The sequence below is a fragment of the Streptomyces sp. NPDC000075 genome (genome assembly GCF_040301925.1).
Lineage (GTDB): Bacteria > Actinomycetota > Actinomycetes > Streptomycetales > Streptomycetaceae > Streptomyces > Streptomyces polychromogenes.
The window spans coordinates 148984-175628 of sequence record NZ_JBEPFL010000004.1 but is presented as its reverse complement, the minus strand read 5'-3'; the positions used below and the strand labels follow the sequence as shown (position 1 = coordinate 175628).

The 26645-nt window shown below is 71.3% G+C and carries 26 protein-coding genes; 6 read left to right on the top strand and 20 right to left on the bottom strand.

The genetic code is table 11. From position 1 onward, the window contains the following. Positions 1-13 precede the first annotated feature (13 nt). Genes ABT403_RS06765 through ABT403_RS06705 form a run of 13 tightly spaced genes read right to left on the bottom strand, consistent with a single transcriptional unit; the run spans position 14 to position 14316 of the window. On the bottom strand, positions 14-1606 hold the full coding sequence (locus tag ABT403_RS06765) for an NADH-quinone oxidoreductase subunit M (protein WP_344163285.1): 1593 nt from the start codon (positions 1604-1606) through the stop codon (positions 14-16). 1 nt (position 1607) lies between these two features. Further along, positions 1608-3548 carry an NADH-quinone oxidoreductase subunit L gene (gene nuoL, locus ABT403_RS06760; RefSeq protein ID WP_344163282.1) on the bottom strand — a complete coding sequence of 647 codons (1941 nt, stop codon included), beginning with the start codon at positions 3546-3548 and terminating at the stop codon, positions 1608-1610. Positions 3549-3560: 12 nt separating this feature from the next. Then, positions 3561-3860, bottom strand: a complete 300-nt coding sequence (gene nuoK / locus ABT403_RS06755; protein WP_045946785.1) for an NADH-quinone oxidoreductase subunit NuoK — start codon at positions 3858-3860, stop codon at positions 3561-3563. After that, positions 3857-4678: an NADH-quinone oxidoreductase subunit J gene (locus tag ABT403_RS06750; protein ID WP_344163279.1), complete on the bottom strand. Its 822-nt coding sequence runs from the start codon at positions 4676-4678 to the stop codon at positions 3857-3859. Before ABT403_RS06750 ends, nuoK begins: the two co-directional genes overlap by 4 nt. Next, positions 4675-5319 (bottom strand): NADH-quinone oxidoreductase subunit NuoI, encoded by a 645-nt coding sequence (nuoI, locus tag ABT403_RS06745; protein ID WP_344163276.1) that lies wholly within the window; start codon positions 5317-5319, stop codon positions 4675-4677. The genes ABT403_RS06750 and nuoI overlap by 4 nt, the downstream gene beginning before the upstream one ends. A gap of 3 nt (positions 5320-5322) precedes the next feature. Next, entirely contained in the window at positions 5323-6708 is a 1386-nt protein-coding gene (gene nuoH, locus ABT403_RS06740; RefSeq protein WP_344163273.1) for an NADH-quinone oxidoreductase subunit NuoH, read from the bottom strand. Then, positions 6705-9209 carry an NADH-quinone oxidoreductase subunit G gene (locus ABT403_RS06735; RefSeq protein ID WP_344163270.1) on the bottom strand — a complete coding sequence of 835 codons (2505 nt, stop codon included), beginning with the start codon at positions 9207-9209 and terminating at the stop codon, positions 6705-6707. The genes nuoH and ABT403_RS06735 overlap by 4 nt, the downstream gene beginning before the upstream one ends. After that, complete coding sequence (nuoF, locus tag ABT403_RS06730; protein WP_344163267.1) at positions 9206-10570, bottom strand: NADH-quinone oxidoreductase subunit NuoF; 1365 nt, start codon at positions 10568-10570, stop codon at positions 9206-9208. The genes ABT403_RS06735 and nuoF overlap by 4 nt, the downstream gene beginning before the upstream one ends. Beyond that, a complete protein-coding gene (nuoE, locus tag ABT403_RS06725; RefSeq protein WP_344163264.1) occupies positions 10570-11325 on the bottom strand; it encodes an NADH-quinone oxidoreductase subunit NuoE in 756 nt (251 codons plus the stop codon). The genes nuoF and nuoE overlap by 1 nt, the downstream gene beginning before the upstream one ends. Then, positions 11322-12659, bottom strand: a complete 1338-nt coding sequence (locus ABT403_RS06720) for an NADH-quinone oxidoreductase subunit D (protein ID WP_344163261.1) — start codon at positions 12657-12659, stop codon at positions 11322-11324. The genes nuoE and ABT403_RS06720 overlap by 4 nt, the downstream gene beginning before the upstream one ends. After that, a complete protein-coding gene (locus tag ABT403_RS06715; protein WP_425580269.1) occupies positions 12659-13372 on the bottom strand; it encodes an NADH-quinone oxidoreductase subunit C in 714 nt (237 codons plus the stop codon). Before ABT403_RS06715 ends, ABT403_RS06720 begins: the two co-directional genes overlap by 1 nt. Before the next feature lie 14 nt (positions 13373-13386). Further along, positions 13387-13941: a NuoB/complex I 20 kDa subunit family protein gene (locus tag ABT403_RS06710; protein WP_045946776.1), complete on the bottom strand. Its 555-nt coding sequence runs from the start codon at positions 13939-13941 to the stop codon at positions 13387-13389. A gap of 15 nt (positions 13942-13956) precedes the next feature. After that, on the bottom strand, positions 13957-14316 hold the full coding sequence (locus tag ABT403_RS06705; RefSeq protein ID WP_045946775.1) for an NADH-quinone oxidoreductase subunit A: 360 nt from the start codon (positions 14314-14316) through the stop codon (positions 13957-13959). Positions 14317-15035: 719 nt separating this feature from the next. Here ABT403_RS06705 and ABT403_RS06700 point away from each other — a divergent pair. The 4 genes from ABT403_RS06700 to ABT403_RS06685 all read left to right on the top strand — a co-directional run bounded on the left by ABT403_RS06700 (position 15036) and on the right by ABT403_RS06685 (position 17148). Continuing rightward, a complete protein-coding gene (locus tag ABT403_RS06700) occupies positions 15036-15896 on the top strand; it encodes a C40 family peptidase (RefSeq protein WP_344163251.1) in 861 nt (286 codons plus the stop codon). Between the two features lie 169 nt (positions 15897-16065). Further along, positions 16066-16323 (top strand): hypothetical protein, encoded by a 258-nt coding sequence (locus ABT403_RS06695; RefSeq protein WP_344163248.1) that lies wholly within the window; start codon positions 16066-16068, stop codon positions 16321-16323. Between the two features lie 139 nt (positions 16324-16462). Continuing rightward, a complete protein-coding gene (locus tag ABT403_RS06690) occupies positions 16463-16705 on the top strand; it encodes a hypothetical protein (RefSeq protein ID WP_344163245.1) in 243 nt (80 codons plus the stop codon). Then, the gene (locus ABT403_RS06685) at positions 16699-17148 is read left to right on the top strand and encodes a PIN domain-containing protein (protein ID WP_344163242.1); all 450 of its coding nucleotides are present in this window, start codon (positions 16699-16701) and stop codon (positions 17146-17148) included. The genes ABT403_RS06690 and ABT403_RS06685 overlap by 7 nt, the downstream gene beginning before the upstream one ends. 60 nt (positions 17149-17208) lie before the next feature. Here ABT403_RS06685 and ABT403_RS06680 read toward each other — a convergent pair whose 3' ends face one another. Then, complete coding sequence (locus ABT403_RS06680; RefSeq protein ID WP_344163239.1) at positions 17209-18501, bottom strand: geranylgeranyl reductase family protein; 1293 nt, start codon at positions 18499-18501, stop codon at positions 17209-17211. Positions 18502-18599: 98 nt separating this feature from the next. Here ABT403_RS06680 and ABT403_RS06675 point away from each other — a divergent pair, with 98 nt between their 5' ends. Then, positions 18600-19127, top strand: coding sequence for a GNAT family N-acetyltransferase (locus ABT403_RS06675; protein WP_344163236.1), 528 nt, complete (start codon positions 18600-18602; stop codon positions 19125-19127). A 231-nt stretch (positions 19128-19358) separates the two neighbouring features. Here the strand turns inward: ABT403_RS06675 and ABT403_RS06670 are convergent, their stop codons facing one another. Next, complete coding sequence (locus tag ABT403_RS06670; RefSeq protein ID WP_344163233.1) at positions 19359-20270, bottom strand: glutaminase; 912 nt, start codon at positions 20268-20270, stop codon at positions 19359-19361. 24 nt (positions 20271-20294) lie between these two features. Then, the gene (locus ABT403_RS06665; RefSeq protein ID WP_344163230.1) at positions 20295-20990 is read right to left on the bottom strand and encodes a demethylmenaquinone methyltransferase; all 696 of its coding nucleotides are present in this window, start codon (positions 20988-20990) and stop codon (positions 20295-20297) included. Between the two features lie 182 nt (positions 20991-21172). Here ABT403_RS06665 and ABT403_RS06660 point away from each other — a divergent pair, with 182 nt between their 5' ends. Further along, complete coding sequence (locus tag ABT403_RS06660; RefSeq protein ID WP_344163227.1) at positions 21173-21982, top strand: DUF3152 domain-containing protein; 810 nt, start codon at positions 21173-21175, stop codon at positions 21980-21982. An 18-nt stretch (positions 21983-22000) separates the two neighbouring features. Here the strand turns inward: ABT403_RS06660 and ABT403_RS06655 are convergent, their stop codons facing one another. The 4 genes from ABT403_RS06655 to ABT403_RS06640 all read right to left on the bottom strand — a co-directional run bounded on the left by ABT403_RS06655 (position 22001) and on the right by ABT403_RS06640 (position 26588). Beyond that, on the bottom strand, positions 22001-22645 hold the full coding sequence (locus ABT403_RS06655) for an imidazolonepropionase-like domain-containing protein (RefSeq protein ID WP_344163224.1): 645 nt from the start codon (positions 22643-22645) through the stop codon (positions 22001-22003). A gap of 16 nt (positions 22646-22661) precedes the next feature. Next, on the bottom strand, positions 22662-23861 hold the full coding sequence (gene mqnC, locus ABT403_RS06650) for a cyclic dehypoxanthinyl futalosine synthase (protein ID WP_344163221.1): 1200 nt from the start codon (positions 23859-23861) through the stop codon (positions 22662-22664). 94 nt (positions 23862-23955) lie between these two features. Continuing rightward, the gene (locus ABT403_RS06645) at positions 23956-25782 is read right to left on the bottom strand and encodes a serine/threonine-protein kinase (RefSeq protein WP_344163218.1); all 1827 of its coding nucleotides are present in this window, start codon (positions 25780-25782) and stop codon (positions 23956-23958) included. 89 nt (positions 25783-25871) lie between these two features. Then, a complete protein-coding gene (locus ABT403_RS06640) occupies positions 25872-26588 on the bottom strand; it encodes a hypothetical protein (RefSeq protein ID WP_344163215.1) in 717 nt (238 codons plus the stop codon). Positions 26589-26645: the final 57 nt, after the last annotated feature.

The window sequence follows — 26645 nt, the reverse complement described above, 5'->3', positions numbered from 1 at the left end:
GTGGTCGCGGTGCTCACTTGACCGCCTCCCCGTTCTTCGCTTCGACGGCGACCTCAGGCTTGGGGTCCGTCTGCTTCACGTCCGACATCGTGTGCCGTACCGACGGGTTGACGATGTCGGTCAGCACCTTGGGGTAGACGCCCAGTCCGATCAGCAGCACGATCAGCGGGGCGACCACCAGCAGCTCCCGCGGGCGCAGGTCCGGCAGGGAGCGGACCTCCTCCTTCACGGGGCCGGTCATGGTCCGCTGGTAGAGGACCAGGGTGTACAGCGCGGCCAGCACGATGCCGACGGTGGCGATGACGCCGACCACCGGGTACCGGGCGAAGGTGCCGACCAGGAGCAGGAACTCGCTGACGAAGGGCGCCAGTCCCGGCAGGGACAGGGTGGCGAGGCCGCCGATCAGGAAGGTGCCGGCGAGGACCGGGGCCACCTTCTGGACGCCGCCGTAGTCGGCGATGAGCCGGGAGCCGCGCCGCGAGATCAGGAAGCCGGCGACGAGCATCAGCGCCGCCGTGGAGATCCCGTGGTTGACCATGTAGAGCGTCGCGCCCGACTGCCCCTGGGAGGTCATCGCGAAGATGCCCAGGATGATGAAGCCGAAGTGCGAGATCGACGCGTAGGCGACCAGCCGCTTGATGTCCCGCTGCCCGACCGCGAGCAGCGCGCCGTAGACGATGCTGATCAGGGCCAGGACGAGGATCACCGGCGTGGCCCACTTGCTGGCCTCGGGGAAGAGGCCGAGGCAGAAGCGGAGCATCGCGAAGGTGCCGACCTTGTCGACGATCGCGGTGATCAGGACGGCGACCGGGGCCGTGGCCTCGCCCATCGCGTTCGGCAGCCAGGTGTGCAGCGGCCACAGCGGGGCCTTCACCGCGAAGGCGAAGAAGAAGCCGAGGAAGAGCAGCCGCTCGGTGTTGGTCGCCATGTCGAGGGTGCCGGCGGCGCGGGCGGCGGTGATCTCCTGGAGGGAGAAGTTCCCGGCGACCACGTACAGCCCGATGACGGCGGCCAGCATGATCAGGCCGCCGACCAGGTTGTAGAGGAGGAACTTGACCGCCGCGTAGGAGCGCTGGGCGGCGGCGTTCTCGTCGGAGCCCGCGTGCGCCCGGTCCCCGAAGCCGCCGATGAGGAAGTACATCGGGATGAGCATGGCTTCGAAGAAGATGTAGAAGAGGAAGACGTCGGTGGCCTCGAAGGAGATCACCACCATCGCCTCGACCATCAGGATCAGGGCGAAGAAGCCCTGGGTGGGGCGCCAGCGCGACGAGTTGGTCTCCAGGGGGTCGGCGTCGTTCCAGCCGGCCCCGATCACGAAGGGGATCAGCAGGGCGGTGAGCGCGATGAGCGCCACGCCGATGCCGTCCACGCCCAGTTCGTAGCGGACGCCGAAGTCGGCGATCCAGGCGTGGGACTCGGTGAGCTGGTAGCGGGCGCCGCCGGGCTCGAAGCGGACCGCGACGAGCACGGCCAGGGCGAGCGTCGCCAGGGAGAACAGCAGCGCGAGCCATTTGGCGGCGGTCCGCCGCTTGGCCGGGACGGCGGCGGTGAGGACCGCGCCGGCCGCGGGGAGCGCGGCCGTCACCGTCAGAAGCGGGAAAGTCATGTCACACCGCCCTCATCAGCAGGGTCGCGGCGATCAGGATCGCCGTGCCCCCGAACATCGAGACCGCGTAGCTGCGGGCGTAGCCGTTCTGCAGCTTGCGCAGCCGGCCCGAGAGCCCGCCGACCGAGGCGGCCGTCCCGTTGACGACTCCGTCGACCAGGCTGTGGTCGACGTACACGAGCGAGCGGGTCAGGTGCTCTCCGCCGCGCACGAGGACGACGTGGTTGAAGTCGTCCTGGAACAGGTCCCGGCGGGCCGCCCGGGTGAGGAACGAGCCGCGCGGGGCGACGACCGGAACGGGCTTCCTGCCGTACATCGACCAGGCGATGGCGACGCCGACGACGAGGACCGCCATCGTGGAGAGGGTGACGGTCAGGGCGCCGATCGGCGGGTTGCCGTGCGCGTGCCCGGTGACCGGCTCCAGCCAGTTCAGGAAGCGGTCGCCGATCCCGAAGAAGCCACCCGCGAAGACCGAGCCGAAGGCCAGCACGATCATCGGGACGGTCATGGACTTCGGGGACTCGTGCGGGTGCGGCATGCGTCCGGCCCCGTGCTCGGCGGCCGGCTCGGCGCTCGGCACCTGGTCCGCGTCGGGGGCGGGCTGCCAGCGCTTCTCACCGAAGAAGGTGAGGAGCATGACGCGGGTCATGTAGAAGGCGGTGATGCCGGCGCCGAGGAGGGCCGCTCCGCCGAGGATCCAGCCCTCGGTGCCGCCCTTCGCGAAGGCCGCCTCGATGATCTTGTCCTTGGAGAAGAAGCCGGACAGGCCCGGGAAGCCGATGATGGCGAGGTAGCCGAGGCCGAAGGTGACGAAGGTGACCGGCATGTACGTGCGCAGCCCGCCGTACTTGCGCATGTCCACCTCGTCGTTCATCCCGTGCATGACGGAACCCGCGCCGAGGAAGAGGCCGGCCTTGAAGAAGCCGTGCGTCACCAGGTGCATGATCGCGAAGACGTAGCCGATGGGGCCCAGGCCCGCGGCGAGGACCATGTAGCCGATCTGCGACATGGTCGATCCGGCGAGGGCCTTCTTGATGTCGTCCTTCGCACAACCGACGATCGCACCGAAGAGCAGGGTGACCGCGCCGACGACGGTGACCGCCAGCTGGGCGTCGGGCGCGCCGTTGAAGATCGCGCCCGAGCGGACGATCAGGTACACGCCGGCGGTCACCATGGTGGCCGCGTGGATCAGGGCCGAGACCGGGGTCGGGCCCTCCATCGCGTCACCGAGCCAGGACTGGAGCGGTACCTGGGCCGACTTGCCGCAGGCCGCCAGGAGCAGCATCAGGCCGATCGCCGTCAGCGTGCCCTCGGAGGTCTTGCCGACGTTGGCGAGGACCGGGCCGAAGGCGAAGGTCCCGAAGGTGGTGAACATCAGCATGATGGCGATCGACAGGCCCATGTCGCCGACCCGGTTGACCAGGAAGGCCTTCTTCGCGGCGGTGGCCGCGCTGGGCTTGTGCTGCCAGAACCCGATCAGGAGGTACGAGGCGAGGCCGACGCCCTCCCAGCCGAAGTACAGCAGCAGGTAGTTGTCGGCGAGGACGAGCAGCAGCATCGCCGCGACGAACAGGTTGAGGTAACCGAAGAAGCGGCGGCGGCGCTCGTCGTGCTCCATGTACCCGATCGAGTACACGTGGATGAGCGTGCCCACCCCGGAGATCAGCAGGACGAAGGTCATCGACAGCTGGTCGAGCTGGAAGGCGAGGTCCGCCTGGAAGCCCTCCACCGGCACCCAGCTGAACAGGTGCTGGTGCAGGGTGCGGTCCTCGGCGCCGCGCCCCAGCAGGCCGGCGAAGAGGACCACGCCGATACCGAAGGAGACCGCGGCGAGCAGGGTCCCGAGCCAGTGGCCGGCCTTGTCGAGGCGCCGGCCGCCGCACAGCAGCACCGCCGCCCCGAGCAGGGGCGCGCCCACCAGCAGCGCAATCAGATTCTCCACTGTGAACGCCCCTTACAGCTTCATCAGGCTGGCGTCGTCGACCGAGGCCGAGTGGCGGGTACGGAACAGCGACACGATGATCGCGAGGCCCACCACGACCTCCGCGGCGGCGACGACCATCGTGAAGAACGCGATGATCTGGCCGTCGAGGTTGCCGTGCATCCGGGAGAAGGCCACGAACGCCAGGTTGCAGGCGTTGAGCATCAGCTCGACGCACATGAACAGCACGATGGCGTTGCGCCGGATGAGGACGCCGGCCGCGCCGATGGTGAACAGCAGGGCGGCCAGGTACAGGTAGTTGACCGGATTCACTTCGAGGCCTCCTCTCGGGAGTCGCGGCCGAGGCGCTCGGCGGAGCGCTGCTCCAGCGCCTTGAGGTCGTCCAGGGCCTCGGTGGACACGTCGCGGATCTGGCCGCGGGCGCGCAGCGTCTTGCTGACGGTCAGCTCGGACGGGGTGCCGTCGGGGAGCAGGCCGGCGATGTCCACGGCGTTGTGCCGGGCGTAGACGCCGGGGGCCGGGAGCGGCGGGACCTGCACGCCCTCGCGGACCCGCTTCTCGGCGAGTTCGCGCTGGGTGGCGGCCCGCTCGGTGCGCTCGCGGTGGGTGAGGACCATCGCGCCGACGGCCGCCGTGATCAGCAGGGCGCCGGTGATCTCGAAGGCGAAGATGTAGCGGGTGAAGATCAGCTGGGCCAGGCCCTCGACGTGCCCCGCGGAGTTGACCCGGCCGAGGCCGTTGAAGTGGGTCAGCTTCGCGTTGGCGAGGCCGGCGATCAGCAGGATGCCGAAGCCGAGCCCGCACAGGGCGGCCAGCCAGCGCTGGCCCTTGATGGTCTCCTTCAGCGAGTCCGCCGCCGTGACGCCGACGAGCATGACCACGAAGAGGAACAGCATCATGATGGCGCCGGTGTAGACGACGACCTGGACCACGCCCAGGAAGTACGCCCCGTTGGCGAGGTAGAAGACCGCCAGGACGATCATCGTCCCCGCCAGGCAGAGGGCGCTGTGCACGGCCTTCTTCATCAGGATGGTGCAGAGCGCGCCGATGACGGCGACGACGGCGAGCACCCAGAACTGGACGGCCTCGCCGGTGGAGGTCGTGGTGGCGGCGGCCGCGAAGGCGTTCATGCTCCGACCTCCTCGGCCGGAGCGCCGTTCTCCGCGCCGTTCTCCGCGCCGTTCTCCGCGCCGTTCCCGGCCGGGCCCTCGCCCTTGGAGACCGCCACCTGCCGTACGGTGCCGGGCGCGGCGCCCGTCACCAGGCCCCGGTAGTAGTCCTGCTCGTCCGTGCCCGGGAAGATCGAGTGCGGGGTGTCGACCATGCCCTCGGTCAGCCCGGCGAGGAGCTGCTCCTTGGTGTAGATGAGCGACTCGCGGCTGGCGTCGGCCAGTTCGAACTCGTTCGTCATGGTCAGCGCCCGGGTGGGGCAGGCCTCGATGCAGAGCCCGCACAGGATGCAGCGGGCGTAGTTGATCTGGTAGACCCGCCCGTAGCGCTCACCCGGGGAGTAGCGCTCCTCCTCGGTGTTGTCCGCGCCCTCCACGTAGATCGCGTCGGCGGGACAGGCCCAGGCGCACAGCTCGCACCCGATGCACTTCTCCAGACCGTCGGGGTGCCGGTTGAGCTGGTGCCTGCCGTGGAAGCGCGGAGCGGTGGTCTTCTCCTGCTCCGGGTACTGCTCGGTGAGGCGCTTCTTGAACATGGCCTTGAAGGTCACGCCGAAGCCGGCCACCGGGTTCTGCCACTTTTCGGACTTTTCGTCGGACACGTCTCAACCCTCCTCTCGGTCACTGTCGGAATTCGTCCCGCCGCTGGCGATCAGCTCCCGCTCGGCGCGGGGCCGCCTGCGCGGTACGGGTGCCAGGTGCTGGCCGGGCTTGGGCGGTACGGGGAACCCGCCCGCCATCGGGTCGAAGGGCTCGGCGGCCGCTGCCTTGCCGGCCTGCTCGGCGGCCGTCTTCTCGCGCTTGTCGCGGAAGTGGTCGGCGACGGAGGTCAGCAGCAGGATCGCCACGACGGCCCCGCCGACGTAGAGCACGATCTCCGAGAAGTCGTAGCGCTCGTTGCGCAGCGCCCGGACGGTGGCGACCAGCATCAGCCAGACCACCGAGACCGGGATCAGCACCTTCCAGCCGAGCTTCATCAGCTGGTCGTAGCGCACGCGGGGCAGGGTGCCGCGCAGCCAGATGAAGAAGAACAGCAGCAGCTGCACCTTGATGACGAACCAGAGCAGCGGCCACCAGCCGTGGTTCGCGCCCTCCCAGTACGTGGAGATCGGCGCCGGGGCCCGCCAGCCGCCCAGGAAGAGGGTGACCGAGACGGCCGAGACGGTGACCATGTTGACGTACTCGGCCAGCATGAACAGCGCGAACTTGATGGAGGAGTACTCGGTGTTGAAGCCGCCGACGAGGTCGCCCTCCGACTCCGGCATGTCGAAGGGGGCGCGGTTGGTCTCGCCGACCATCGTGATCACGTAGATGATGAACGACACCGGCAGCAGCACGATGTACCAGCGGTCCGCCTGTGCCTCCACGATCTGCGAGGTCGACATCGACCCGGAGTAGAGGAAGACCGAGGCGAAGGCCGCGCCCATCGCGATCTCGTACGAGATCATCTGCGCGCAGGAGCGCAGCCCGCCGAGCAGCGGGTAGGTCGAGCCGGAGGACCAGCCGGCCAGCACGATGCCGTAGATGCCGACCGAGGCCACGGCCAGGACGTACAGCATCGCGATCGGCAGGTCGGTCAGCTGCATCGTGGTGCGCTGCCCGAAGATCGAGACCTCGTTGCCGGACGGGCCGAACGGGATCACCGCGATGGCCATGAACGCCGGGATCGCCGCGATGATCGGCGCCAGGACGTACACCACCTTGTCGGCCCGCTTGACGATGACGTCTTCCTTCAGCATCAGCTTCACGCCGTCGGCGAGCGACTGGAGCATGCCCCAGGGCCCGTGCCGGTTGGGGCCGATGCGCAGCTGCATCCAGGCGACGACCTTCCGCTCCCACACGATGGAGAACAGCACGGTCACCATCAGGAAGGCGAAGCAGAACACCGCCTTGATGAGGACGAGCCACCAGACGTCCCTGCCGAACAGGGACAGGTCCTCTGCGGCGAGGACGTGCGGCTGCTGCGCCGCGATGTGGGCGAGGCTGCTCACGCTCGCACCTCCTTGGCGGGGGCGGCCGGGGCCGGCGCCGGTCCGATGCGGACGAGGGTGCCGGGCAGTGCGCCGGTGTCGGCGAGGACGCCGGAGCCGGTGGAGTTCAGGGGGAGCCACACGACCCGGTCGGGCATCTCGGTGATCCGCAGTGGGAGTTCCACCGAGCCGGCCGGGCCGGTGACGGCGAGGAGGTCGCCGTCCTTGACGCCGGTCTCGGCGGCCGTGGAGGCCGAGAGCCGGGCCGCGGCCTCGTGCCGGGTGCCGGCCAGGGCCTCGTCGCCCTCCTGGAGCCGGCCCAGGTCCAGCAGCAGCCGGTGGCCGGCGAGTACGGCCTCGCCCGCGCCGGGCCGCGGCAGCGGCGCCGGGCCGGTGGACCGCTCGGGGGCCAGGTCGCCCTCCCAGGGGCCGAGCCGCTCCAGCTCCCGGCGCACGGCGTGCACGTCGGGCAGGGCGATCGGCCGGTCGGCGGCGTCGGCCAGCATGTGCAGGACGCGGGCGTCGGCCGGGGCGAGCCGGCGGGTCATCTGGTCGGGCTTGAGCGCGGCCTCGAACGGCCGGACGCGACCCTCCCAGTTGATGAACGTGCCCGCCTTCTCGGCGACGGCGGCGACCGGCAGGACCACGTCCGCGTGGTCGGTGACCTCGCCGGGCCGCAGCTCCAGGGAGACCACGAAGGCCTCCTTCAGCGCGGTGCGGGCCCGCCGCGGGTCGGGCAGGTCGCCGACCTCGACGCCCGCGACCAGCAGCGCGCCCAGTTCGCCGGTGGCGGCGGCCTCGACGATCTGGCCGGTGTCGCGCCCGTAGCGGTGCGGCAGCGCCTCCAGCCCCCAGGCGGTGGCGACCTCGTCGCGGGCCCGGGGGTCGGTGGCCGGGCGGCCGCCCGGCAGCAGGGACGGCAGCGCGCCCGCCTCGACGGCGGCCCGCTCCCCGGCCCGGCGCGGGATCCACACCAGCCGGGCCCCGGTCGCGGTGGCCGCCCGGACGGCGGCGGTCAGCGCGCCGGGCACCCCGGCGAGCCGCTCCCCGACGACGAGGACGGCCCCGGGCTGCCGGAGGGCCTCGGCGGCCTCGGCGCCGCCGGCCTCCAGACCGGTGCGGGAGGCCAGCGCGTCCAGCCACTCCGGCTCGGTGCCGGGGGCGGCGGCCAGCAGGGTGCCGCCCGCCTTGGTCAGGCCCCGGGTGGCGAACGGAGCGAGCGCGTACGTCTTCTGGCCCCGCTTGCGGTGGGCCTTGCGCAGCCGCAGGAAGACCCCGGGGGCCTCCTCCTCGGCCTCGATGCCGGCCAGCAGGACGGCCGGGGCGGCCTCCAGGGAGGCGTAGGTGACGCCCGTCCCGTCGAGGTCCTTGCCGGTGCCGGCGACGGAGGCGGCCAGGAACTCGGTCTCCTCCGCGCTGTGCACGCGGGCCCGGAAGTCGATGTCGTTGGTGTCGAGCACCACCCGGGCGAACTTGGCGTACGCGTAGGCGTCCTCGACGGTGAGCCGGCCACCGGTCAGGACCCCGGCGCGGCCGCGCGCGGCGGTGAGCCCGGCGGCCGCGGCCTCCAGGGCCTCGGGCCAGCTCGCCGGAGCGAGGACCCCGTCGGTCCCGCGTACCAGCGGGGTGGTCAGCCGGTCCGGGCGCTGCGCGTAACGGAACGCGAAGCGGCCCTTGTCGCAGATCCACTCCTCGTTGACCTCGGGGTCCTCGGCGGCGAGGCGGCGCATGACCTTGCCGCGCCGGTGGTCCGTCCGGGTCGCGCAGCCGCCCGCGCAGTGCTCGCACACGCTCGGGGAGGAGACGAGGTCGAAGGGGCGGGAGCGGAACCGGTAGGCGGCCGAGGTGAGGGCGCCGACGGGGCAGATCTGGATGGTGTTGCCGGAGAAGTACGACTCGAGCGGGTCGCCCTCACCGGTGCCGACCTGCTGGAGCGCGCCGCGCTCGACCAGTTCGATCATCGGGTCGCCGGCGACCTGGTTGGAGAAGCGGGTGCAGCGGGCGCACAGCACGCACCGCTCCCGGTCCAGGAGCACCTGGGTGGAGATGGCGACGGGCTTCTCGTACGTCCGCTTGTGCCCCTCGAAGCGGGACTCGGCGTTGCCGTGCGACATCGCCTGGTTCTGCAGGGGGCACTCGCCGCCCTTGTCGCAGACGGGGCAGTCCAGCGGGTGGTTGATGAGCAGCAGCTCCATCACTCCGCGCTGGGCCTTGTCGGCGGTCTCGGAGGTCAGCTGGGTGCGGACGACCATGCCGTCGGTGCAGGTGATGGTGCAGGAGGCCATCGGCTTGCGCTGGCCCTCGACCTCGACGATGCACTGGCGGCAGGCGCCGGCCGGGTCGAGGAGGGGGTGGTCGCAGAACCGGGGGATCTCGATGCCGAGCTGTTCGGCGGCCCGGATGACGAGGGTCCCCTTGGGCACGGACAGTTCGGCGCCGTCGATGGTCAGCGTGACCAGGTCGTCCTGCGGGGGCTTGGCGGCCTCGCCCCCGCCGGCGGGGGCACTGGTGGCGACGGTCATGCGTTCACCTCGGAGTTCTTGGCCGGACCGTCGGCCCACAGGGTCGACTTCCGCGGGTCGAAGGGGCAGCCCTTTCCGGTGATGTGCCGCTCGTACTCCTCGCGGAAGTACTTCAGCGAGGAGAAGATCGGGCTGGCCGCGCCGTCGCCGAGCGCGCAGAAGGACTTGCCGTTGATGTTGTCGGCGATGTCGTTCAGCTTGTCGAGGTCGGACATGACGCCCTTGCCGGCCTCGATGTCGCGCAGCAGCTGGACCAGCCAGTACGTGCCCTCGCGGCAGGGGGTGCACTTGCCGCAGGACTCGTGGGCGTAGAACTCGGTCCAGCGGGTGACGGCGCGCACCACGCAGGTGGTCTCGTCGAAGCACTGGAGCGCCTTGGTGCCGAGCATCGAGCCGGCCGCGCCCACGCCCTCGTAGTCGAGCGGGACGTCGAGGTGCTCGTCGGTGAACATGGGGGTGGAGGAGCCGCCGGGGGTCCAGAACTTGAGCCGGTGCCCGGGGCGCATGCCGCCGCTCATGTCGAGGAGCTGGCGCAGGGTGATGCCGAGGGGGGCCTCGTACTGGCCGGGGCCGGCGACGTGCCCGGAGAGGGAGTAGAGGGTGAAGCCGGGGGACTTCTCCGTCCCCATCGCCTTGAACCAGTCCTTGCCCTTGTTCAGGATCGCGGGAACCGAGGCGATGGACTCGACGTTGTTCACCACGGTGGGGCAGGCGTAGAGGCCCTCGACGGCGGGGAAGGGGGGACGCAGCCGGGGCTGGCCGCGCCGGCCTTCGAGGGAGTCGAGCAGTGCCGTCTCCTCGCCGCAGATGTACGCGCCCGCGCCCGCGTGCACGGTGATGTCGAGGTTGCGCCCGCTGCCGTCGATGTCCTTGCCGAGGTATCCGGCCGCGTACGCCTCGCGCACGGCCTCGTGCAGCCGCCGCAGCACGGGGACGGTCTCACCGCGCAGGTAGATGAAGGCGTGCTCCGAGCGGATCGCGTAGCAGGCGATGATCATTCCCTCGACGAGGGAGTGCGGGTTGGCGAAGAGGAGGGGGATGTCCTTGCAGGTTCCCGGCTCCGACTCGTCGGCGTTCACGACGAGGTAGTGCGGCTTGCCGTCGCCCTGCGGGATGAACTGCCACTTCATCCCGGTGGGGAAGCCCGCGCCGCCGCGTCCGCGCAGTCCGGAGTCCTTGACGTAGGCGATCACCTCGTCGGGGGTCATCGCGAGGGCCTTGCGCAGGCCCTCGTAGCCCTCGTGGCGCCGGTAGGTCTCCAGCGTCCAGGACTCGGGCTCGTCCCAGAACGCCGACAGCACGGGTGCGAGCAGCTTCTCCGGGCTCGTGCCGTTCTTCTCGATCTCGGTCGACACGGACATCACTCCCCTCCCTCGGTACCGGTCTCGGCGCGCGGGCGGACGACCGGGGCGTGCGGGGATTCGCCGCGGGCGATGCGCAGGCCGGTCAGGGAGGCGGGGCCCGCCCCGCCGCTCGCCGCGACGGCTCCCTCGCGCTCGTCGGGGAAGCCCGCCAGGATCCGGGCGGTGTCCTTGTACGTGCACAGCGGCGCGCCCCGGGTCGGCTCGACCGGGCGGCCGGCGCGCAGGTCGTCGACGAGGGCCTTGGCGGACTCGGGGGTCTGGTTGTCGAAGAACTCCCAGTTGACCATCACCACGGGGGCGTAGTCGCAGGCCGCGTTGCACTCGATGTGCTCCAGCGTCACCTTGCCGTCGGGGGTGGTCTCGTTGTTGCCGACCCCGAGGTGCTCCTTGAGCTCGTCGAAGATGGCGTCGCCGCCCATCACCGCGCACAGGGTGTTGGTACAGACGCCCACCTGGTAGTCGCCGGAGGGCTTGCGCCGGTACATCGTGTAGAAGGTGGCGACGGCGGTGACCTCGGCTGTGGTCAGGCCGAGGACCTCGGCGCAGAAGCGGATGCCGGTGCGCGAGACGTAGCCCTCCTCGGACTGCGTCAGGTGCAGCAGCGGCAGCAGCGCGGAGCGGCTGTCGGGGTAGCGGGCGATGACCTCCTGTGCGTCCGCTTCCAGCCGGGCGCGCACCTCGGCGGGGAAGTCGGGGGCGGGGAGCTGCGGCATCCCGAGGCTGACGCCCGTATTCACTGCATCGGCCGTCATCGGTCGACGCCTCCCATCACGGGGTCGATGGAGGCGACGGCGACGATGACGTCGGCGACCTGGCCGCCTTCGCACATCGCCGCCATGGCCTGGAGGTTGGTGAAGGACGGGTCGCGGAAGTGGACCCGGTAGGGGCGGGTGCCGCCGTCGGAGACCACGTGCACGCCGAGTTCGCCCTTGGGGGACTCGACGGCCGCGTACGCCTGCCCGGCGGGGACCCTGAAGCCCTCGGTCACCAGCTTGAAGTGGTGGATGAGGGCCTCCATGGAGGTGCCCATGATGTTCTTGATGTGGTCGAGCGAGTTGCCGAGGCCGTCGGGGCCCAGGGCGAGCTGCGCCGGCCAGGCGATCTTCTTGTCGGCGACCATGACCGGGCCCGGCTCCAGCCGGTCCAGGCACTGCTCGACGATCCGCAGCGACTGGCGCATCTCCTCCAGGCGGATCAGGAACCGCCCGTAGGAGTCGCAGCTCTCCGTGGTGGGGACGTCGAACTCGTAGGTGTCGTAGCCGCAGTACGGGTCGGTCTTGCGCAGGTCGTGCGGCAGGCCGGCGGAGCGCAGGATCGGGCCGGTGGCGCCGAGGGCCATGCAGCCGGCGAGGTCGAGGTAGCCGACGTCCTGCATGCGGGCCTTGAAGATGGGGTTGCCGGTGGCGAGCTTGTCGTACTCCGGCAGGTTCTTCTTCATCGTCTTGACGAACTCGCGCAGCTGGTCGACCGCGCCGGGGGGCAGGTCCTGGGCGAGGCCGCCGGGGCGGACGAAGGCGTGGTTCATGCGCAGGCCGGTGATCAGCTCGAAGACGTCGAGGATCAGCTCGCGGTCCCGGAAGCCGTAGATCATGATCGTGGTCGCGCCGAGTTCCATGCCGCCGGTGGCGATGCACACCAGGTGGGAGGAGAGCCGGTTGAGCTCCATCAGCAGGACGCGGATGACGGTGGCCCGGTCCGGGATCTGGTCGGTGATGCCGAGGAGCTTCTCGACGCCGAGGCAGTAGGCCGTCTCGTTGAAGAACGGCGTGAGGTAGTCCATGCGCGTGACGAAGGTGGTGCCCTGCGTCCAGTTGCGGAATTCGAGGTTCTTCTCGATGCCGGTGTGCAGGTAGCCGATGCCGCAGCGGGCCTCGGTGACCGTCTCGCCGTCGATCTCCAGGATCAGGCGCAGCACTCCGTGGGTGGAGGGGTGCTGCGGTCCCATGTTGACGACGATGCGCTCGTCGTCCGCCTTGGCCGCCGACTGGACGATCTCGTCCCAGTCGCCGCCGGTGACGGTGTAGACGGTGCCTTCGGTGGTCTCGCGGGAGGACGCGTGGTCAGCGGTGTTGGGGGTGTTCGACATCAGCTGTACGACCTCCGCTGGTCGGGAGCCGGGATCTGGGCGCCCTTGTACTCGATGGGGATGCCGCCGAGCGGGTAGTCCTTGCGCTGCGGGAAGCCCTGCCAGTCGTCCGGCATCATGATCCGCGTGAGCGCCGGGTGGCCGTCGAAGACCAGGCCGAAGAAGTCGTAGGCCTCGCGCTCGTGCCAGTCGTTCGTCGGGTAGACGGTGACGAGCGACGGCAGGTGCGGGTCGCCGTCGGGCACCGACACCTCCAGCCGGATGATCCGGCCGTGGGTGAGGGAGCGCAGGTGGTAGACGGCGTGCAGCTCGCGGCCCTTGTCGTCGGGGAAGTGCACCCCCGAGACCCCGGTGCACAGCTCGAAGCGCAGCGCCGGGTCGTCGCGCAGGGTGGAGGCCACCCGCAGGAGGTGTTCGCGGGCGATGTGGAGGGTCATCTCGCCGCGGTCGACGACGACCTTCTCGATCGCGTTCTCCGGGAGCAGGTCCTGTTCCTCCAGGGCGCCTTCGAGCTCGTCGGCGACCTCGTCGAAGTAGGAACCGTAGGGGCGGGAGCTCGCGCCGGGCAGGGCCACGGTGCGGACCAGGCCGCCGTAGCCGCTGGTGTCGCCGCCGTTCCTGGCGCCGAACATGCCCTTGCGGACGCCGATCACCTCGGGTCCGGCGGCGGCCGCCCGGGGGGCGGGGACGTGGTTGCCGTTGCCGTTCTCCACGGCGGGTTCGTCGCTCACCGCAGGAGCCCCTTCATCTCGATGGTGGGGAGGGCCTTGAGGGCCGCCTCCTCCGCCTCGCGCGCCGCCTCTTCCCGGTTCACGCCGAGCTTGGAGCCCTGGATCTTCTGGTGGAGCTTGAGGATCGCGTCCATGAGCATCTCGGGACGGGGCGGGCAGCCGGGGAGGTAGATGTCCACCGGGACGATGTGGTCGACGCCCTGGACGATCGCGTAGTTGTTGAACATGCCGCCCGAGGAGGCGCAGACGCCCATGGAGATGACCCACTTGGGGGCGGGCATCTGGTCGTACACCTGCCGCAGCACCGGCGCCATCTTCTGGCTGACCCGGCCGGCGACGATCATCAGGTCGGCCTGGCGCGGGGAGCCGCGGAAGACCTCCATGCCGAAGCGGGCGAGGTCGTAGCGGCCGGCGCCGGTGGTCATCATCTCGATGGCGCAGCAGGCGAGGCCGAAGGTGGCCGGGAAGACGGATGCCTTGCGCACCCAGCCCGCGGCCTGTTCGACGGTGGTCAGCAGGAAGCCGCTCGGCAGCTTCTCTTCCAGTCCCATGGAAAATTCAGCCCCTCAGTCCCATTCCAGGCCGCCGCGGCGCCAGACGTATGCGTAGGCGACGAAGACGGTGAGCACGAAGAGCAGCATCTCGACGAGCCCGAAGATCCCCAGGGAGTCGAAGGTGACGGCCCAGGGGTAGAGGAAGACGATCTCGATGTCGAAGACGATGAAGAGCATCGCCGTGAGGTAGTACTTGATGGGGAAGCGACCGCCGCCCGCGGGCATCGGGGTGGGCTCGATGCCGCACTCGTACGCTTCAAGCTTCGCCCGGTTGTACCGTTTTGGGCCGATCAGCGTGGCCATGACCACGGAGAAGATCGCAAACCCTGCGCCGATGGCGCCGAGCACGAGGATGGGTGCGTAGGCATTCACGCTCCTCGCTCCTTCCAGTCGTCCTTGACCGTTGGTCGCATGTGAGGCAGTTCACAAGCCAGACTGGTGCGCATCTTATGCCTGCCGGTCTGTGATCTGCGACACGGGTAACAACACCGAGTTTGTGATCTCCACCACCTGACGAACGATCATGAAGGCCGTTGAGTGGTGATCTTCGTACGCAAGGCATCCACATGATCACCAAAGGTGACATCCGGCCTCGTCATCGCAGGTGAAGGCGGGCTTGCACTATCAAACAGTGGGCGCTACAGGCAAATTGGCGACGGGGCGGCCCGGGTGATAAAGGAATCCGTCTCCCCCGCCCGGGGGGTCCGTCGGTACGGAAGTGGACGGCACGCTCCGCGACGGAGGGATGTGCATCCGTTCACGAACCGCACGGTGAGTTCACGGTCGGATCACGGACCGGCCACAGCCACCTCACGGCGGCCTCACGGCGTCAGGTAACTGTGACCTGCGACACACTGATCATGACCCGCAAAAAGGAGGCTTGGCCATCTGTGCGGGGGGATGGTAGGCGGTGGATCAATTCGGACTTATTGCTGAAAGCCCATGATCACAGCCTTGTGAAGGGGTGTCCGATACGTCCGTTACGGCGTCAATAAGGGGCGCGGCGCGCCCGGTTGCGCGACTTCCCTCGCAACTGTGGCGCACACCACGTTTCTTGAAGGTGACCCTGCACCCCTGATAGCGGTATTCCCATGTCCCACACCGCTCACATACCCAGCCACCGGAAGCCCCGCCGCAGCGCCTCGAAGCTCGCGGTCCGCGCCGGAGTCGCCGGTGGCGTCCTCAGCACCCTGGCCATGGCCGGCACCGCGAGCGCGTCCCCGTCTACCGAGCCCGTGGCCGAGACGACGCTGGAGATGCCGGTCCTCAGCCTGGACCTCGGCACCGAGGTCTCCAACGCGGTCAACACGGCCGCCGAGAACACCCGCGTCGCCGCCGTCGAGGCCGCCGTCACCGGCGAGCTGAACGCCCAGGAGGAGAGCGCCCGTACGGGTGCCGCCGCCGAGGCGAAGCAGGCGAAGGAAGACGCCCAGAAGGTCGCCGAGCAGAAGGCGAAGCAGGAGGCCGACCGCAAGGCCGAGGCCGAGCGCGCGGGCCGCAGCTCCGGCCGCGCCTCGCTGACCAACGCCTCCGCCTCCGACGACGGCAGCGGTGCCACCGTCAAGGGCGGCTCCAGCAGCGGCCGCTCCTCCGCCACCGGCTCCGCCGCCGCCATCATCAACTTCGCCTACGCCCAGGTCGGCAAGGCGTACGTGATGGGCGCCACCGGCCCCTCCGCGTACGACTGTTCAGGTCTCGTCCAGGCCGCCTACCGCCAGGCCGGCATCTCCCTGGACCGCACCTCCCAGGACCAGTCCCTGGCCGGCACCTCGGTCTCCCTGAGCAACCTCCAGCCGGGCGACATCCTGTACTGGGGCCCCAAGGGCAGCGCCTACCACGTCGCCATCTACGTCGGCGGCGGCAAGTTCGTCGGCGCGCAAAACCCCAGCACGGGCATCGTCGAGCGCCCGCTGAGCTACGACATGCCGACGGGCGCCGTCCGCGTCCTCTGACGCACCCGGTTCCGCGAGGTCCGGTACTCCCCCTCCCAGGGGCGGAGTGCCGGACCTTCGGCATGCCCGGAATCCCGCCCGGCGGACGGCCCGTGCGGAACGCGCCGCCGCCCTGCGAAGATAGGCGCGTACCCGTGCGCCCGCAGCGATTCCTTGAGGTGGTGATCCCATGAGCGGAACCTCGTACGAGGAACACGGCGACGACGACACCGCGCTCCCCGCCGCGCTCGGCCTGGGCCTGCTCGCGGTCGGCGGATGGCTGTTGACGACCGCCCGCCCCTGGCAGAAGCCGGGCACCCCGCTGGTCCTGGGCCTCGGCTGGACCGTCTCGGGCGCCCTCCTGATCGCGGGCCTGGGCCTGCTGACCCGCTGCGTCCGCACCGTCCACGGCGCCCCGGAGGGCGCGCGGGAGCCCGCGGACGGCTGAGCCGCCCACCGGGGACCGGGGGCGGCTCAGGAGGCGTCTCAGGGGCGTCGGGACCGGCTCAGGCCTTCGGGGCCACCTTGGTTACCCCGAGCCAGCCATCGGGCGAGAAAATTCCTACCGGCGGTGTTACGTTTTAGGCATGAGCAGGCACGTGGCACCCCAGGCCGTCGAGCGGGCCGGCAAGAGATCCGTGTCGCTCGCCCAGTCATTGATCAAGGAAGTCGAGGAACGCGCCGGCAAGAGCGGGTTCTCCTCCGTTGTGGCCGAGGCCCTGGAGGAATGGCTCGCCGCGCAGAAGCTCCGCGAGGTCGTAACCGCCGACCGCAAGGCGTTCGGCCCCGTCTCCGCCGAAGCGCGGCGGCAGGCGGAGCAGGAGTGGTAAGCAAGCGCCTCAAGATCAAGGCAAAGACCGAGGGCACGCTCGTCCTGGACGCCCAGGGGCTTTCGCTGCACGTCGACGGCGACGAGGGGATGCGTGCACGCATCGAGGTCGCCCAGCAGAGCGGCCGACGCGTGGCGCTGTCCGCACTGACGCCCTTGGAGGTGCGCCGAACCGGGGAGGCCGCCAAGCGACTCCAGTTCCTGCTTTCCCGGTTCGACGTGAAACCGGTCAACGACGCGGTGACGGACGCCGCAGCGAAGCTGCTGGACGCCTCGGGCCTTGACGGACACGAATGCCTCGTGGACGCACTCGTGGTGGCCACGGCCGCGCTCTGCACACCCCCGGTGCTGCTCGTCACCTCCGACAAGTCTCATATCCCGGCATTGTGCAAGGCTGCCGAGGAGCTTCCCGGTTCACCGAAGGTGAAGATCGTCAACCTTTGACGGTCGACCGCCACGAGCCGGGCCGCTCGACTACCCAACGAGCGGCCCGGCCTTGACCGATCAAGCGCGGGGGGCCACCTTCGAGAGGCCGTTGATGATGCGGTCCATCGCGTCGCCGCCCGCCGGGTCCGTCAGGTTCGCCAGCATCTTGAGCGTGAAGCGCATCAGCACCGGGTGCGTCAGGCCGCGCTGCGTGGCGATCTTCATGACCTTCGGGTTGCCGATCAGCTTCACGAAGGCGCGGCCGAGCGAGTAGTAGCCGCCGTAGGTCTCCTTGAGCACCTTCGGGTAGTTGTGCAGCGCCAGTTCCCGCTGGGCCGGGGTGGCACGGGCGTGGGCCTGGACGATGACGTCCGCCGCGATCTGGCCGGACTCCATCGCGTAGGCGATGCCCTCGCCGTTGAACGGGTTGACGAGCCCGCCCGCGTCACCGACCAGCAGCAGGCCCTTCGTGTAGTGCGGCTGCCTGTTGAACGCCATCGGCAGGGCCGCGCCGCGGATCGGCTGCGTCATGTTCTCGGGGGTGTAGCCCCAGTCCTCCGGCATGGACGCGCACCAGGCCTTCAGGACCTCGCGCCAGTCCAGCTCCTTGAAGGCGGAGGAGGAGTTGAGGATGCCGAGGCCGACGTTGGACGTGCCGTCGCCCATGCCGAAGATCCAGCCGTAGCCGGGCAGCAGCCGGTCCTGCGGTCCGCGCCGGTCCCACAGCTCCAGCCAGGACTCCAGGTAGTCGTCGTCGTGCCGGGGCGAGGTGAAGTACGTCCGCACCGCCACGCCCATCGGGCGGTCCTCGCGCCGGTGCAGGCCCATGGCGAGGGACAGGCGCGAGGAGTTGCCGTCGGCCGCCACGACGAGCGGGGCGTGGAAGGTGACCGGGGTCTTGTCCTCGCCGAGCTTCGCCTGCACGCCGGTGATGTGGCCGGTGCGCGGGTCGCGGACCGGCTCGCCGACGTTGCAGCGCTCGTACAGGCGGGCACCGGCCTTCTGCGCCTGGCGGGCCAGGGTCTCGTCGAAGTCGTCGCGCTTGCGGACGAGTCCGTAGTCGGGGAACGACGCGAGTTCCGGCCAGTCCAGCTGGAGCCGCTGCCCGCCGCCGATGATGCGCAGGCCCTTGTTGCGCAGCCAGCCGGCCTCTTCGGAGATGTCGATGCCCATCGCCACCAGCTGCTTGGTGGCGCGCGGGGTCAGACCGTCACCGCAGACCTTCTCGCGTGGGAACGCCGTCTTCTCCAAGAGCAGGACGTCGAGTCCGGCCTTGGCCAGGTAGTAGGCGGTCGTCGAGCCGGCGGGCCCGGCCCCGACGACGATCACGTCCGCGGAGTGTTCGGAGAGGGGCACGGTGGGCTCGGTCACTGCGGGGTCTCCCGAAGGCTCGATAAGGGGTGCCCAACGGCACAGGACATGACGCAGTCTATGCAGCGAGAGAGATCGCGATCCGAAGGGCTGCCCCGATGACGACCTCGCCGACGACCCGGCCACCGCTGCCGGCGATCCAGCTCCGCGTGCCGACCGACGAGGACGCGCACGCCTGGCACCGCCTCTTCGACGACACGGACGTGATGGAGTTCCTCGGCGGGCCCGCGGAGCTGTCGGCGTACGAGGAGTTCACGGCCCGGCAGCGGATGCACGACGCCCGGCTGGGGCACTGCCTGTGGACGCTGCTGGACGGGGAGGGCGAGGTCATCGGCTTCACCGGGGCCCAGCCGTGGCCGGCGAAGATGGCGTGGGGGCCGGTGGGGCGGATCGAGATCGGGTGGCGGCTGGGGCGCGCCGCGTGGGGGAAGGGCTACGCGTACGCCGCCGCGCTGGCGACGGTGGAGCGGCTGCGGGGGCTGGGGGTGGAGGGGGTGTGTGCGGTGATCGACGTCCGCAACGTCCGGTCGACGGCGGTGGCGGAGCGGCTCGGCATGACGCCGGGTGAGGAATTCGCCGCCCCGGGCGGGCGGCGGACCCGCCTGTACGAGCTGACGCTCAGCTGAGAGCGGGCCCGCCGGGGCGGGTGGCCGCTGCGCGGAGCCGTCTCCCCGCCCCGCCCTTTCACCGTTTCCTGGGGCTCCGCCCCAGACCCCGCGCCTCAATCGCCGGCGGGGCTGGATTTCGCGCAGCGAAATTCCAGCCCGCGCGGCGTTTGAGCGCAACGGGGTCAGGGGCGGAGCCCCTGGGAACGGAGGAAGGGCGGGGCGGGGAACTCACCCACCGGCCCCCTCGGGTCAGAACACGCTCAGGCCCGTCCGTGTCGTGAAGCGGTCCAGCGCGGCGGCGCCGGCGACGGAGTTGCCCTGGGCGTCCAGGCCCGGGCTCCACACCGCGAGGGTGCAGCGGCCCGGGACCACCGCGATGATGCCCCCGCCGACCCCGCTCTTGCCCGGCAGCCCCACCCGGTAGGCGAACTCCCCCGCCGCGTCGTACGTCCCGCAGGTCATCATCACCGCGTTGATCTGCTTCGCCTCGCTGCGCGTCAGCAGCCGCGAGCCGTCCGCCCGCAGCCCGTGCCGGGCCAGGAAGCGTCCGGCCAGGGCCAGGTCCGCACAGCTCATCTCGATCGAGCACTGCCAGAAGTAGTGGTCCAGCAGCATCGGCACGGGGTTGTCGATGTTGCCGTACGAGGCCATGAAGTGCGCCACGGCCGCGTTCCGGTCGCCGTGTTCCTGCTCGGACGCGGCCACCTCCGCGTCGAAGCCGATGTCCGGGTTGCCGCTCTCCTGCCGCAGGAAGTCCAGGAGTTCGCTGCTCGCGTCACCCGTCAGGGTCTGGAGCCGGTCGGTGACGACGAGCGCGCCCGCGTTGATGAAAGGATTCCGCGGGATGCCGTTCTCGTACTCCAGCTGCACCAGGGAGTTGAACGGGTTGCCGGACGGCTCCCGCCCCACCCGCTCCCACAGGGTGTCCCCGCCCTCCGCGAGGGCGAGGGCCAGTGCGAAGACCTTGGTGATCGACTGGGTGGAGAAGGGGACCCGCCAGTCCCCGGTGCCGAAGACGTTGCCGTCGAGGTCGGCGATCGCCATCCCGAACCGGCGGGGGTCGACCCCCGCCAGCGCCGGGATGTACTCGGCGGGGGTGCCGCTGCCGATCAGCGGGGCGACGTCCGCCGCGATCTGTTCGAGGAGGTGCTGGTAGTCCATCGGTGCCACGTGTGCCAACGGACGCTACTGGGCCTTGACGCCGCGGTGCAGGGCCACGATGCCGCCGCTGAGGTTGCGCCAGGCGACCTTGCCCCAGCCGGCCTTCTGGAGCAGCTCGGCCAGCGCCGGCTGGTCCGGCCAGGCGCGGATGGACTCGGCGAGGTACACGTACGCGTCGGGGTTCGAGGACACGGCGCGGGCCACCGGCGGCAGGGCGCGCATCAGGTACTCGGTGTAGACGGTGCGGAACGGCGCCCAGGTCGGCTGCGAGAACTCGCTGATGACGACCTGCCCGCCGGGCTTGGTCACCCGGTACAGCTCGCGCAGCGCCCCTTCCGTGTCCTGGACGTTGCGCAGCCCGAAGGAGATCGTCACGGTGTCGAAGACGTCGTCCCGGAAGGGCAGCCGGGTCGCGTCGCCGGCCGTCAGCGGCAGCCACGGGTTGCGCTTCTTGCCCTCGCGCAGCATGCCGAGGGAGAAGTCGCAGGGGACGACGTACGCGCCGGTCGCGGCGTACGGGAGGGACGAGGTCGCGGTGCCGGCGGCCAGGTCGAGCACCTTCTGGCCGGGGCGGGCGGCGACCGCCTTGGCGGCCTCCTTGCGCCACAGGCGCGCCTGCCCGAGGGAGAGCACGTCGTTGGTGAGGTCGTACTTCTCCGCGACGCCGTCGAACATGGAGGCGACTTCATGCGGCTGCTTGTCCAGGGAAGCCCTTGTCACTGGCGGTGGCCCCTCGGTGCTCGGTGTGTCTGCGGCGGACAGGTCGTACCCCGTCATCCTCTCAGGCCGCCACCGGGCCGGCCGCCCCGGCCCGACCTGACACGCACCGAGGGAAATTCCGGCAGATCAGGACCGGAAACGGGCAGACTGAGCGGGAAATCCGAACAAAGGGACCACCGAAAATGGCGACACGCCGATCAGTCAAGGCACGACGGGCCGAACGGCGCAGACGACTGCGCCGCATGGTCCTGGGCGCGACGGCGTTAGCCGCGCTCTCCGTCGCCGCCTATTGGCTCGGGCTGGAGCGGGGCGCCGCCACCGCCGCCGGGGGCGGCCCGTCACCGGCGGCCGGACGGGTGGCGGCCCCGGCCGAGCACGCGTCACCGGCTCCGAGCCCGACCCCGCCCGCGAGCCCGAGCCCGAGCCCGACCGCGGCGCCGGGCGCGTTCACCGCCTCCTCCACCGCCGGCCGGGTCCAGGGCCAGGGGCGTCCGCTGCGCTGGCGGGTGGAGACGGAGAACGCCAGCGGCGTCGACCCGGACTCCGCCGCCCGGAACATCGAGGAGATACTCGGGGACCGTCGCGGGTGGATACGCGACCCCTCGTACGGCTTCCGGCTGGCCGGCCGCGGCGAACCGGTGGACTTCACCGTGAAGATCGCCACGCCCTCGACCACCGACCGGCTCTGCGACGTGGTGACCCCCGAGCTCGTCGGGGAGACCAACTGCCAGGCCCACCACACCATCGTGGTGAACCTGAAGCGCTGGCAGGAGGGATCGCCGAAGTTCCGGGGCACGGCCGAGGAGTACCGGGCACTGATCATCAACCACGAGGTGGGCCACGAACTGGGCCGCGGCCACGAGACCTGCCCCCGGCCGGGCGCCCCCGCCCCGGCGATGATGCAGCAGATCAAGGGGCTCCAGGGGTGCACGTCGAACGCCTGGCCGCACACCGCCGGCGGGACCTACCTGGCTGGCCCTCCGGTGCCGTAGCGGGACGGGCCCGAGCGGTCAGCGCCGCCGGTGCAGCAGCCGGCCGCCGATGACCGTCGCCACGCAGGTGGTCGCCCCGCGCTCCAGGAGTTCGGCCTCGTCCGCCACCGCGAACACCGCGAACCGGGCCGCGCCGCCCGCCTCCAGCACCCCGTGGAAGGCCTCCCCGGCGCTCCCCCGGCCCGTGAGCGGGTCCAGCGCCGGCGCGCCCTCGTAGGGGGCGGGCGGGACGACGGCCAGGCCCGAGCGGACCACCGCCGTGCGCACCGCCGGGACGGTGAACCGCCCGGCGACCGCGACCACCCCGCGCGCCAGCAGCTTCTGCGTGCCGCGCCGGGCGCTGTTGCCCCGGCGGGACTCGGTCAGCTTCAGGGCTTCGAGGGCCTCGGCGCCGGTGATCGGGTCGGCGCCGAGCTCGGTGACCTCGTACGGGTCGTCGGGGTAGTACGTCCCCTCCAGCAGCACGTCCGCCCCGCGCGCCAGCAGCCCCGGGGTGAGCACCCCGGGCCAGCGCCGCACGCGGGCGTGCGGCGCGGCCGCGGCGAGGTCCTCGTACGGGCCCGTGCGGACGATCCGGTCGCCCTCCACCAGGACGGCGCCGGCCTCCAGGGGTGCGGCGTCCGGCCCGGCGACGAGCAGCTCGGCGGTGTGCAGCGTCAGCATCGGCGGTCGGTCCGCGTCAGTTCGCGGAGATGAGCTTCAGCTCGGGGTGCGCGGTGCCCCCCTCGATGGCGGTCGAGGAGATGTGCGAGACGACGCGGTCGTCGACGGGGTCGTTCGCCGGGTCCTCGTGCACGACGAGGTGCTCGTACGTGGTCGCGCGCTGCGCCGGGACGCGGCCCGCCTTGCGGATCAGGTCGATGATCTCCTGGCGGTTCGAGCGGTGCTTGGCACCGGCGGAGGAGACGACGTTCTCCTCCAGCATGATCGAACCGAGGTCGTCGGCGCCGTAGTGCAGGGCGAGCTGGCCCGCCTCCTTGCCGACGGTCAGCCAGGAGCCCTGGATGTGCGCGACGTTGTCGAGGAAGAGCCGCGCGATCGCGATCATGCGCAGGTACTCGAAGACCGTCGCCTGGGTCCGGCCCTTGAGGTGGTTGTTCTCGGGCTGGTACGTGTACGGGATGAACGCGCGGAAGCCGCCGGTGCGGTCCTGCGTGTCACGGATCATCGCGATGTGCTCGATGCGCTCGGCGTTGGTCTCGCCGGTGCCCATCAACATGGTGGAGGTGGACTCCACGCCCAGCTTGTGGGCGATCTCCATGATCTCCAGCCAGCGCTCGCCGGACTCCTTCAGCGGGGCGATCGCCTTGCGCGGCCGCTCCGGGAGCAGTTCGGCGCCGGCGCCCGCGAAGGAGTCGAGGCCGGCCGCGTGGATCCGCCGGATGGCCTCCTCCGCCGAGACCCCCGAGATACGGGCCATGTGGTCGACCTCGGACGCGCCGAGGGAGTGGATGACCAGCTGCGGGAAGGCCTTCTTGATGGCGGAGAAGTGCTCCTCGTAGTACTCCACGCCGTAGTCCGGGTGGTGCCCGCCCTGGAACATGATCTGCGTGCCGCCGAGCTCGACGGTCTCCGCACAGCGGCGCAGGATGTCGTCGAGGCCGCGGGTCCAGCCCTTCTTCGTGTCCTTGGGGGCCGCGTAGAAGGCGCAGAACTTGCAGGCCGTGACGCACACGTTCGTGTAGTTGATGTTGCGCTCGATGATGTACGTCGCGATGTGCTCGGTACCCGCGTAGCGGCGGCGGCGCACCGCGTCGGCGGCCTGGCCGAGGGCGTGCAGCGGGGCGTGCCGGTAGAGGTCGAGGGCCTCTTCCTTGGTGATCCGGCCCCCCTCGGCGGCGCGGTCGAGGACGGACTGGAGTGCGGCCAGGTCGGTCACCGGTGGGTCACCTTTCGGCGGTGTGTCAAGGGTCCGGACCGATCCAGCCTACGCCAGGGCCCTTGACCGGCTCCGCCAGGGGGCGGGGGCCCGGTCAGGGGCTGCGGACGAGGTCGCCCTCGGGGTTGCCGGCCCCCCGGTCGCCCGAACGGTAGTGGAGCGTGCCGCCGGGGTTGAGGGTGAAGCGCTCGTCGGCGGAGCCGCCGGAGCAGATGCCCGGGGCCGGGTTCGAGCCGACCGAGCTGTCCAGGACCAGGGAGCCGTCGGTGGCGGAGGAGAGCCTCCAGTCGCCGCTGCAGTCGGTGCCGAGGACGGGCAGGACGGACTTGTCCCGGGCCACGACCTGGCCGATCTTGCCGGCCTTGATGGTGATCTCGAACTCGGTGGTGGCCTTGATGCTGGTGGTGACGCTGCCCTTCCAGGTGCCGATGAACTGCTCGGGCACCTCGTCACGGGTCCCCTTCGGCGCGGAGGAGGCGGAGGAGCCGGAGGACGAGGGGGCGGAGCCGGCGGGCTCCGGGGTCGAGGCGGTCGGGGGCCTGCTCACCGCCGCGTCCCGGGTGTCCCCCTGGCCGGGCAGCAGCCCCATCCCGTACAGCCCGCCCGACAGGGCCGCCAGGGCGGCGGCCGCGCCGAGCACCAGGGTGCAGCTGAAGCGGCGGCCGGCCGCGCTGAGGGTGACCCCGCGCGCCCCGTCCGCCGGCGCGCTGCGCGGCGGCGGTACCGCGGCGCGCCCGGCCGTCTCGGTGGGCGCCCCGTACACCCCGCCGCCCGAGCCGCCCGAGCCGCCCGTGCCCGGCCCGCCCGACCCGTAGGGCCCGGCGCTCCCGGCGTACCCGGGCGGGGTCCCGTACGAGGGGTCCGGCGTCCCGAAGCCGACCCCGACGGGACCCCCCTGGGACCCCTCGGTGAACGGCACCGGCCCGGACGCGGACACCGTCCCCGGGCCGAACCCGGCCCCGAACCCGGAACCCGCGCCCGCCCCGGGGAAAGCCGCGCCCACCGCTCCGCCCCCGCCCCCGGAGGCGTCGGCGTCGGCGTCCAGGTCCAGCAGTGCCACGGCCGCCCGGCTCGCCTCCTCCACCAGCGGCGCCGGCAGCCATCCCGGGGCGCCCACGGCACCGCCCAGCGCCGCCACCAGGGCCTCGGGCGCCGGACGTTCGGCGGGCGCCTTGGCCAGGCAGGACGCGATCAGCTCGCGCAGCGCCCCGGCCGGGACCGCGTCCAGCTCCGGCGGCTCGTGCACCACCTTGTAGAGCAGGGTCGCGGAGTTGTCCCCGCTGAAGGGCGGCCGCCCGGTCGCCGCGAACGCCAGGACCGCGCCGAGCGAGAACACGTCCGACGCACCCGTGACCCCCTTGCCGAGGATCTGCTCCGGCGACATGTAGCCGGGCGAGCCGATGGACACCCCGGTGGAGGTCAGCGAGGCGGTGCCGTCCGTGGCCCGGGCGATGCCGAAGTCGATCAGCCGGGGCCCGTCGAGGGTCAGCATCACGTTCGACGGCTTCACGTCCCGGTGGACGAGGCCCAGCCCGTGCACCGCCACCAGGGCCCGGGCCAGCCCCCCGCCGACGGCCCGTACGGAGGCCTCCGGCAGCGGTCCGTGCGCGGCGAGCGCCCGGTCCAGCGAGGGCCCCGCCACGTACCCGGTCGCCACCCACGGCACGGGCGCCTCCGGGTCGGCGTCCAGCACGGGCGCGGTCCACTCCCCGCCCACCCGCCGCGCGGCCTCCACCTCGCGGCGGAAGCGGGTGCGGAACTCCGTGTCGGACGCGAAGTGGGGGTGTACGACCTTCACGGCGACGGTCCGGCCGCCCGCGCTGCGCCCCAGGTAGACCCGTCCCATGCCGCCCGCGCCGAGCCTGCCGAGCAGCCGGTACGCGCCGATCGTCCGCGGCTCACCGGCTTCGAGCGGCTGCATGGCGTCCCCCCTGTCCCCGGGCACCCACGTCACCCGGACAGCAGCACCTTAGGGGGTGTCCGCCGGATCGTGACCGCGAAGAGCGCGCGTCAGCGGCGGCCGGCGCCCCACACCTCGCTCTCCCTGAGCACGACGAGAGCGAAGGCCAGCCGCTTGTCCAGCCAGCCGTCCGGCGCGACCTCGTACCAGCGGGGGCCCTGGGAGGGCCGGAAGGTCAGCACGGTCTCCTGCCCGGCCCGCCAGAGCACCGGCTTCAGCGGGTCCGCGCCGGTGTCCTCGGCGCCCAGGCTCAGGATGTTGTCGACGACGCTCCCGAGCACCTTCCCGACGCCCCGCTCCACGATCCGCCCGGGTCCCCCCTCGGCCCAGCGGCGCGGGGCGGCCACCTCCGGGTGCCCGGGCTGCTCCAGCCACCAGCCGTGCCGGACCAGCCGCTGCGCGGCCGGGGTGCGGTGGACGGCTCCGGCCTCGCGCCCGGCCGCGTCCGTCACCCGGTGGTGCTCGCCGCCGGGGTCCTCCGGGAGGACCGAGCACAGCGGCCGGGTGCGGGCCTCGTCCTCGTACAACCGGAAGCCCGCCTGCCGCAGGGGCACGCCCTCGGGGCCGGCCGGCGCGATGTACAGGGCCGGGACCATGAGCTCCTCGCCGCCGCGCACGCGCGGGACGCGCAGGGCGTGCGCACCCGCGCCCCGCTTGGACGCGCGCACCGCGTCGCGCAGCACCCGGCCGACCGTGAACCGGGTGATCCCGTCCCAGGGGACCGGTTCAAAGGGTTCCGCGCCTGCCCTGTTCCCGCCGAATGCCATGTACTTCCCCGCCCCGCTCGTATTCCGTTCGCAGATCTTCTCCCGCTTCCGCGAACC

Bases quoted from the DNA above. Each gene is read 5' to 3' on its own strand.
- ABT403_RS06765 (WP_344163285.1), bottom strand. From the start codon at position 1,606: ATGACTTTCCCGCTTCTGACGGTGACGGCCGCGCTCCCCGCGGCCGGC.
- ABT403_RS06750 (WP_344163279.1), bottom strand. From the start codon at position 4,678: ATGAACGCCTTCGCGGCCGCCGCCACCACGACCTCCACCGGCGAGGCC.
- ABT403_RS06735 (WP_344163270.1), bottom strand. From the start codon at position 9,209: ATGACCGTCGCCACCAGTGCCCCCGCCGGCGGGGGCGAGGCCGCCAAG.
- nuoF (WP_344163267.1), bottom strand. From the start codon at position 10,570: ATGTCCGTGTCGACCGAGATCGAGAAGAACGGCACGAGCCCGGAGAAG.
- nuoE (WP_344163264.1), bottom strand. From the start codon at position 11,325: ATGACGGCCGATGCAGTGAATACGGGCGTCAGCCTCGGGATGCCGCAG.
- ABT403_RS06720 (WP_344163261.1), bottom strand. From the start codon at position 12,659: ATGTCGAACACCCCCAACACCGCTGACCACGCGTCCTCCCGCGAGACC.
- ABT403_RS06710 (WP_045946776.1), bottom strand. From the start codon at position 13,941: ATGGGACTGGAAGAGAAGCTGCCGAGCGGCTTCCTGCTGACCACCGTC.
- ABT403_RS06700 (WP_344163251.1), top strand. From the start codon at position 15,036: ATGTCCCACACCGCTCACATACCCAGCCACCGGAAGCCCCGCCGCAGC.
- ABT403_RS06695 (WP_344163248.1), top strand. From the start codon at position 16,066: ATGAGCGGAACCTCGTACGAGGAACACGGCGACGACGACACCGCGCTC.
- ABT403_RS06690 (WP_344163245.1), top strand. From the start codon at position 16,463: ATGAGCAGGCACGTGGCACCCCAGGCCGTCGAGCGGGCCGGCAAGAGA.
- ABT403_RS06675 (WP_344163236.1), top strand. From the start codon at position 18,600: ATGACGACCTCGCCGACGACCCGGCCACCGCTGCCGGCGATCCAGCTC.
- ABT403_RS06670 (WP_344163233.1), bottom strand. From the start codon at position 20,270: ATGGACTACCAGCACCTCCTCGAACAGATCGCGGCGGACGTCGCCCCG.
- ABT403_RS06660 (WP_344163227.1), top strand. From the start codon at position 21,173: ATGGCGACACGCCGATCAGTCAAGGCACGACGGGCCGAACGGCGCAGA.
- ABT403_RS06655 (WP_344163224.1), bottom strand. From the start codon at position 22,645: ATGCTGACGCTGCACACCGCCGAGCTGCTCGTCGCCGGGCCGGACGCC.
- ABT403_RS06645 (WP_344163218.1), bottom strand. From the start codon at position 25,782: ATGCAGCCGCTCGAAGCCGGTGAGCCGCGGACGATCGGCGCGTACCGG.
- ABT403_RS06640 (WP_344163215.1), bottom strand. From the start codon at position 26,588: ATGGCATTCGGCGGGAACAGGGCAGGCGCGGAACCCTTTGAACCGGTC.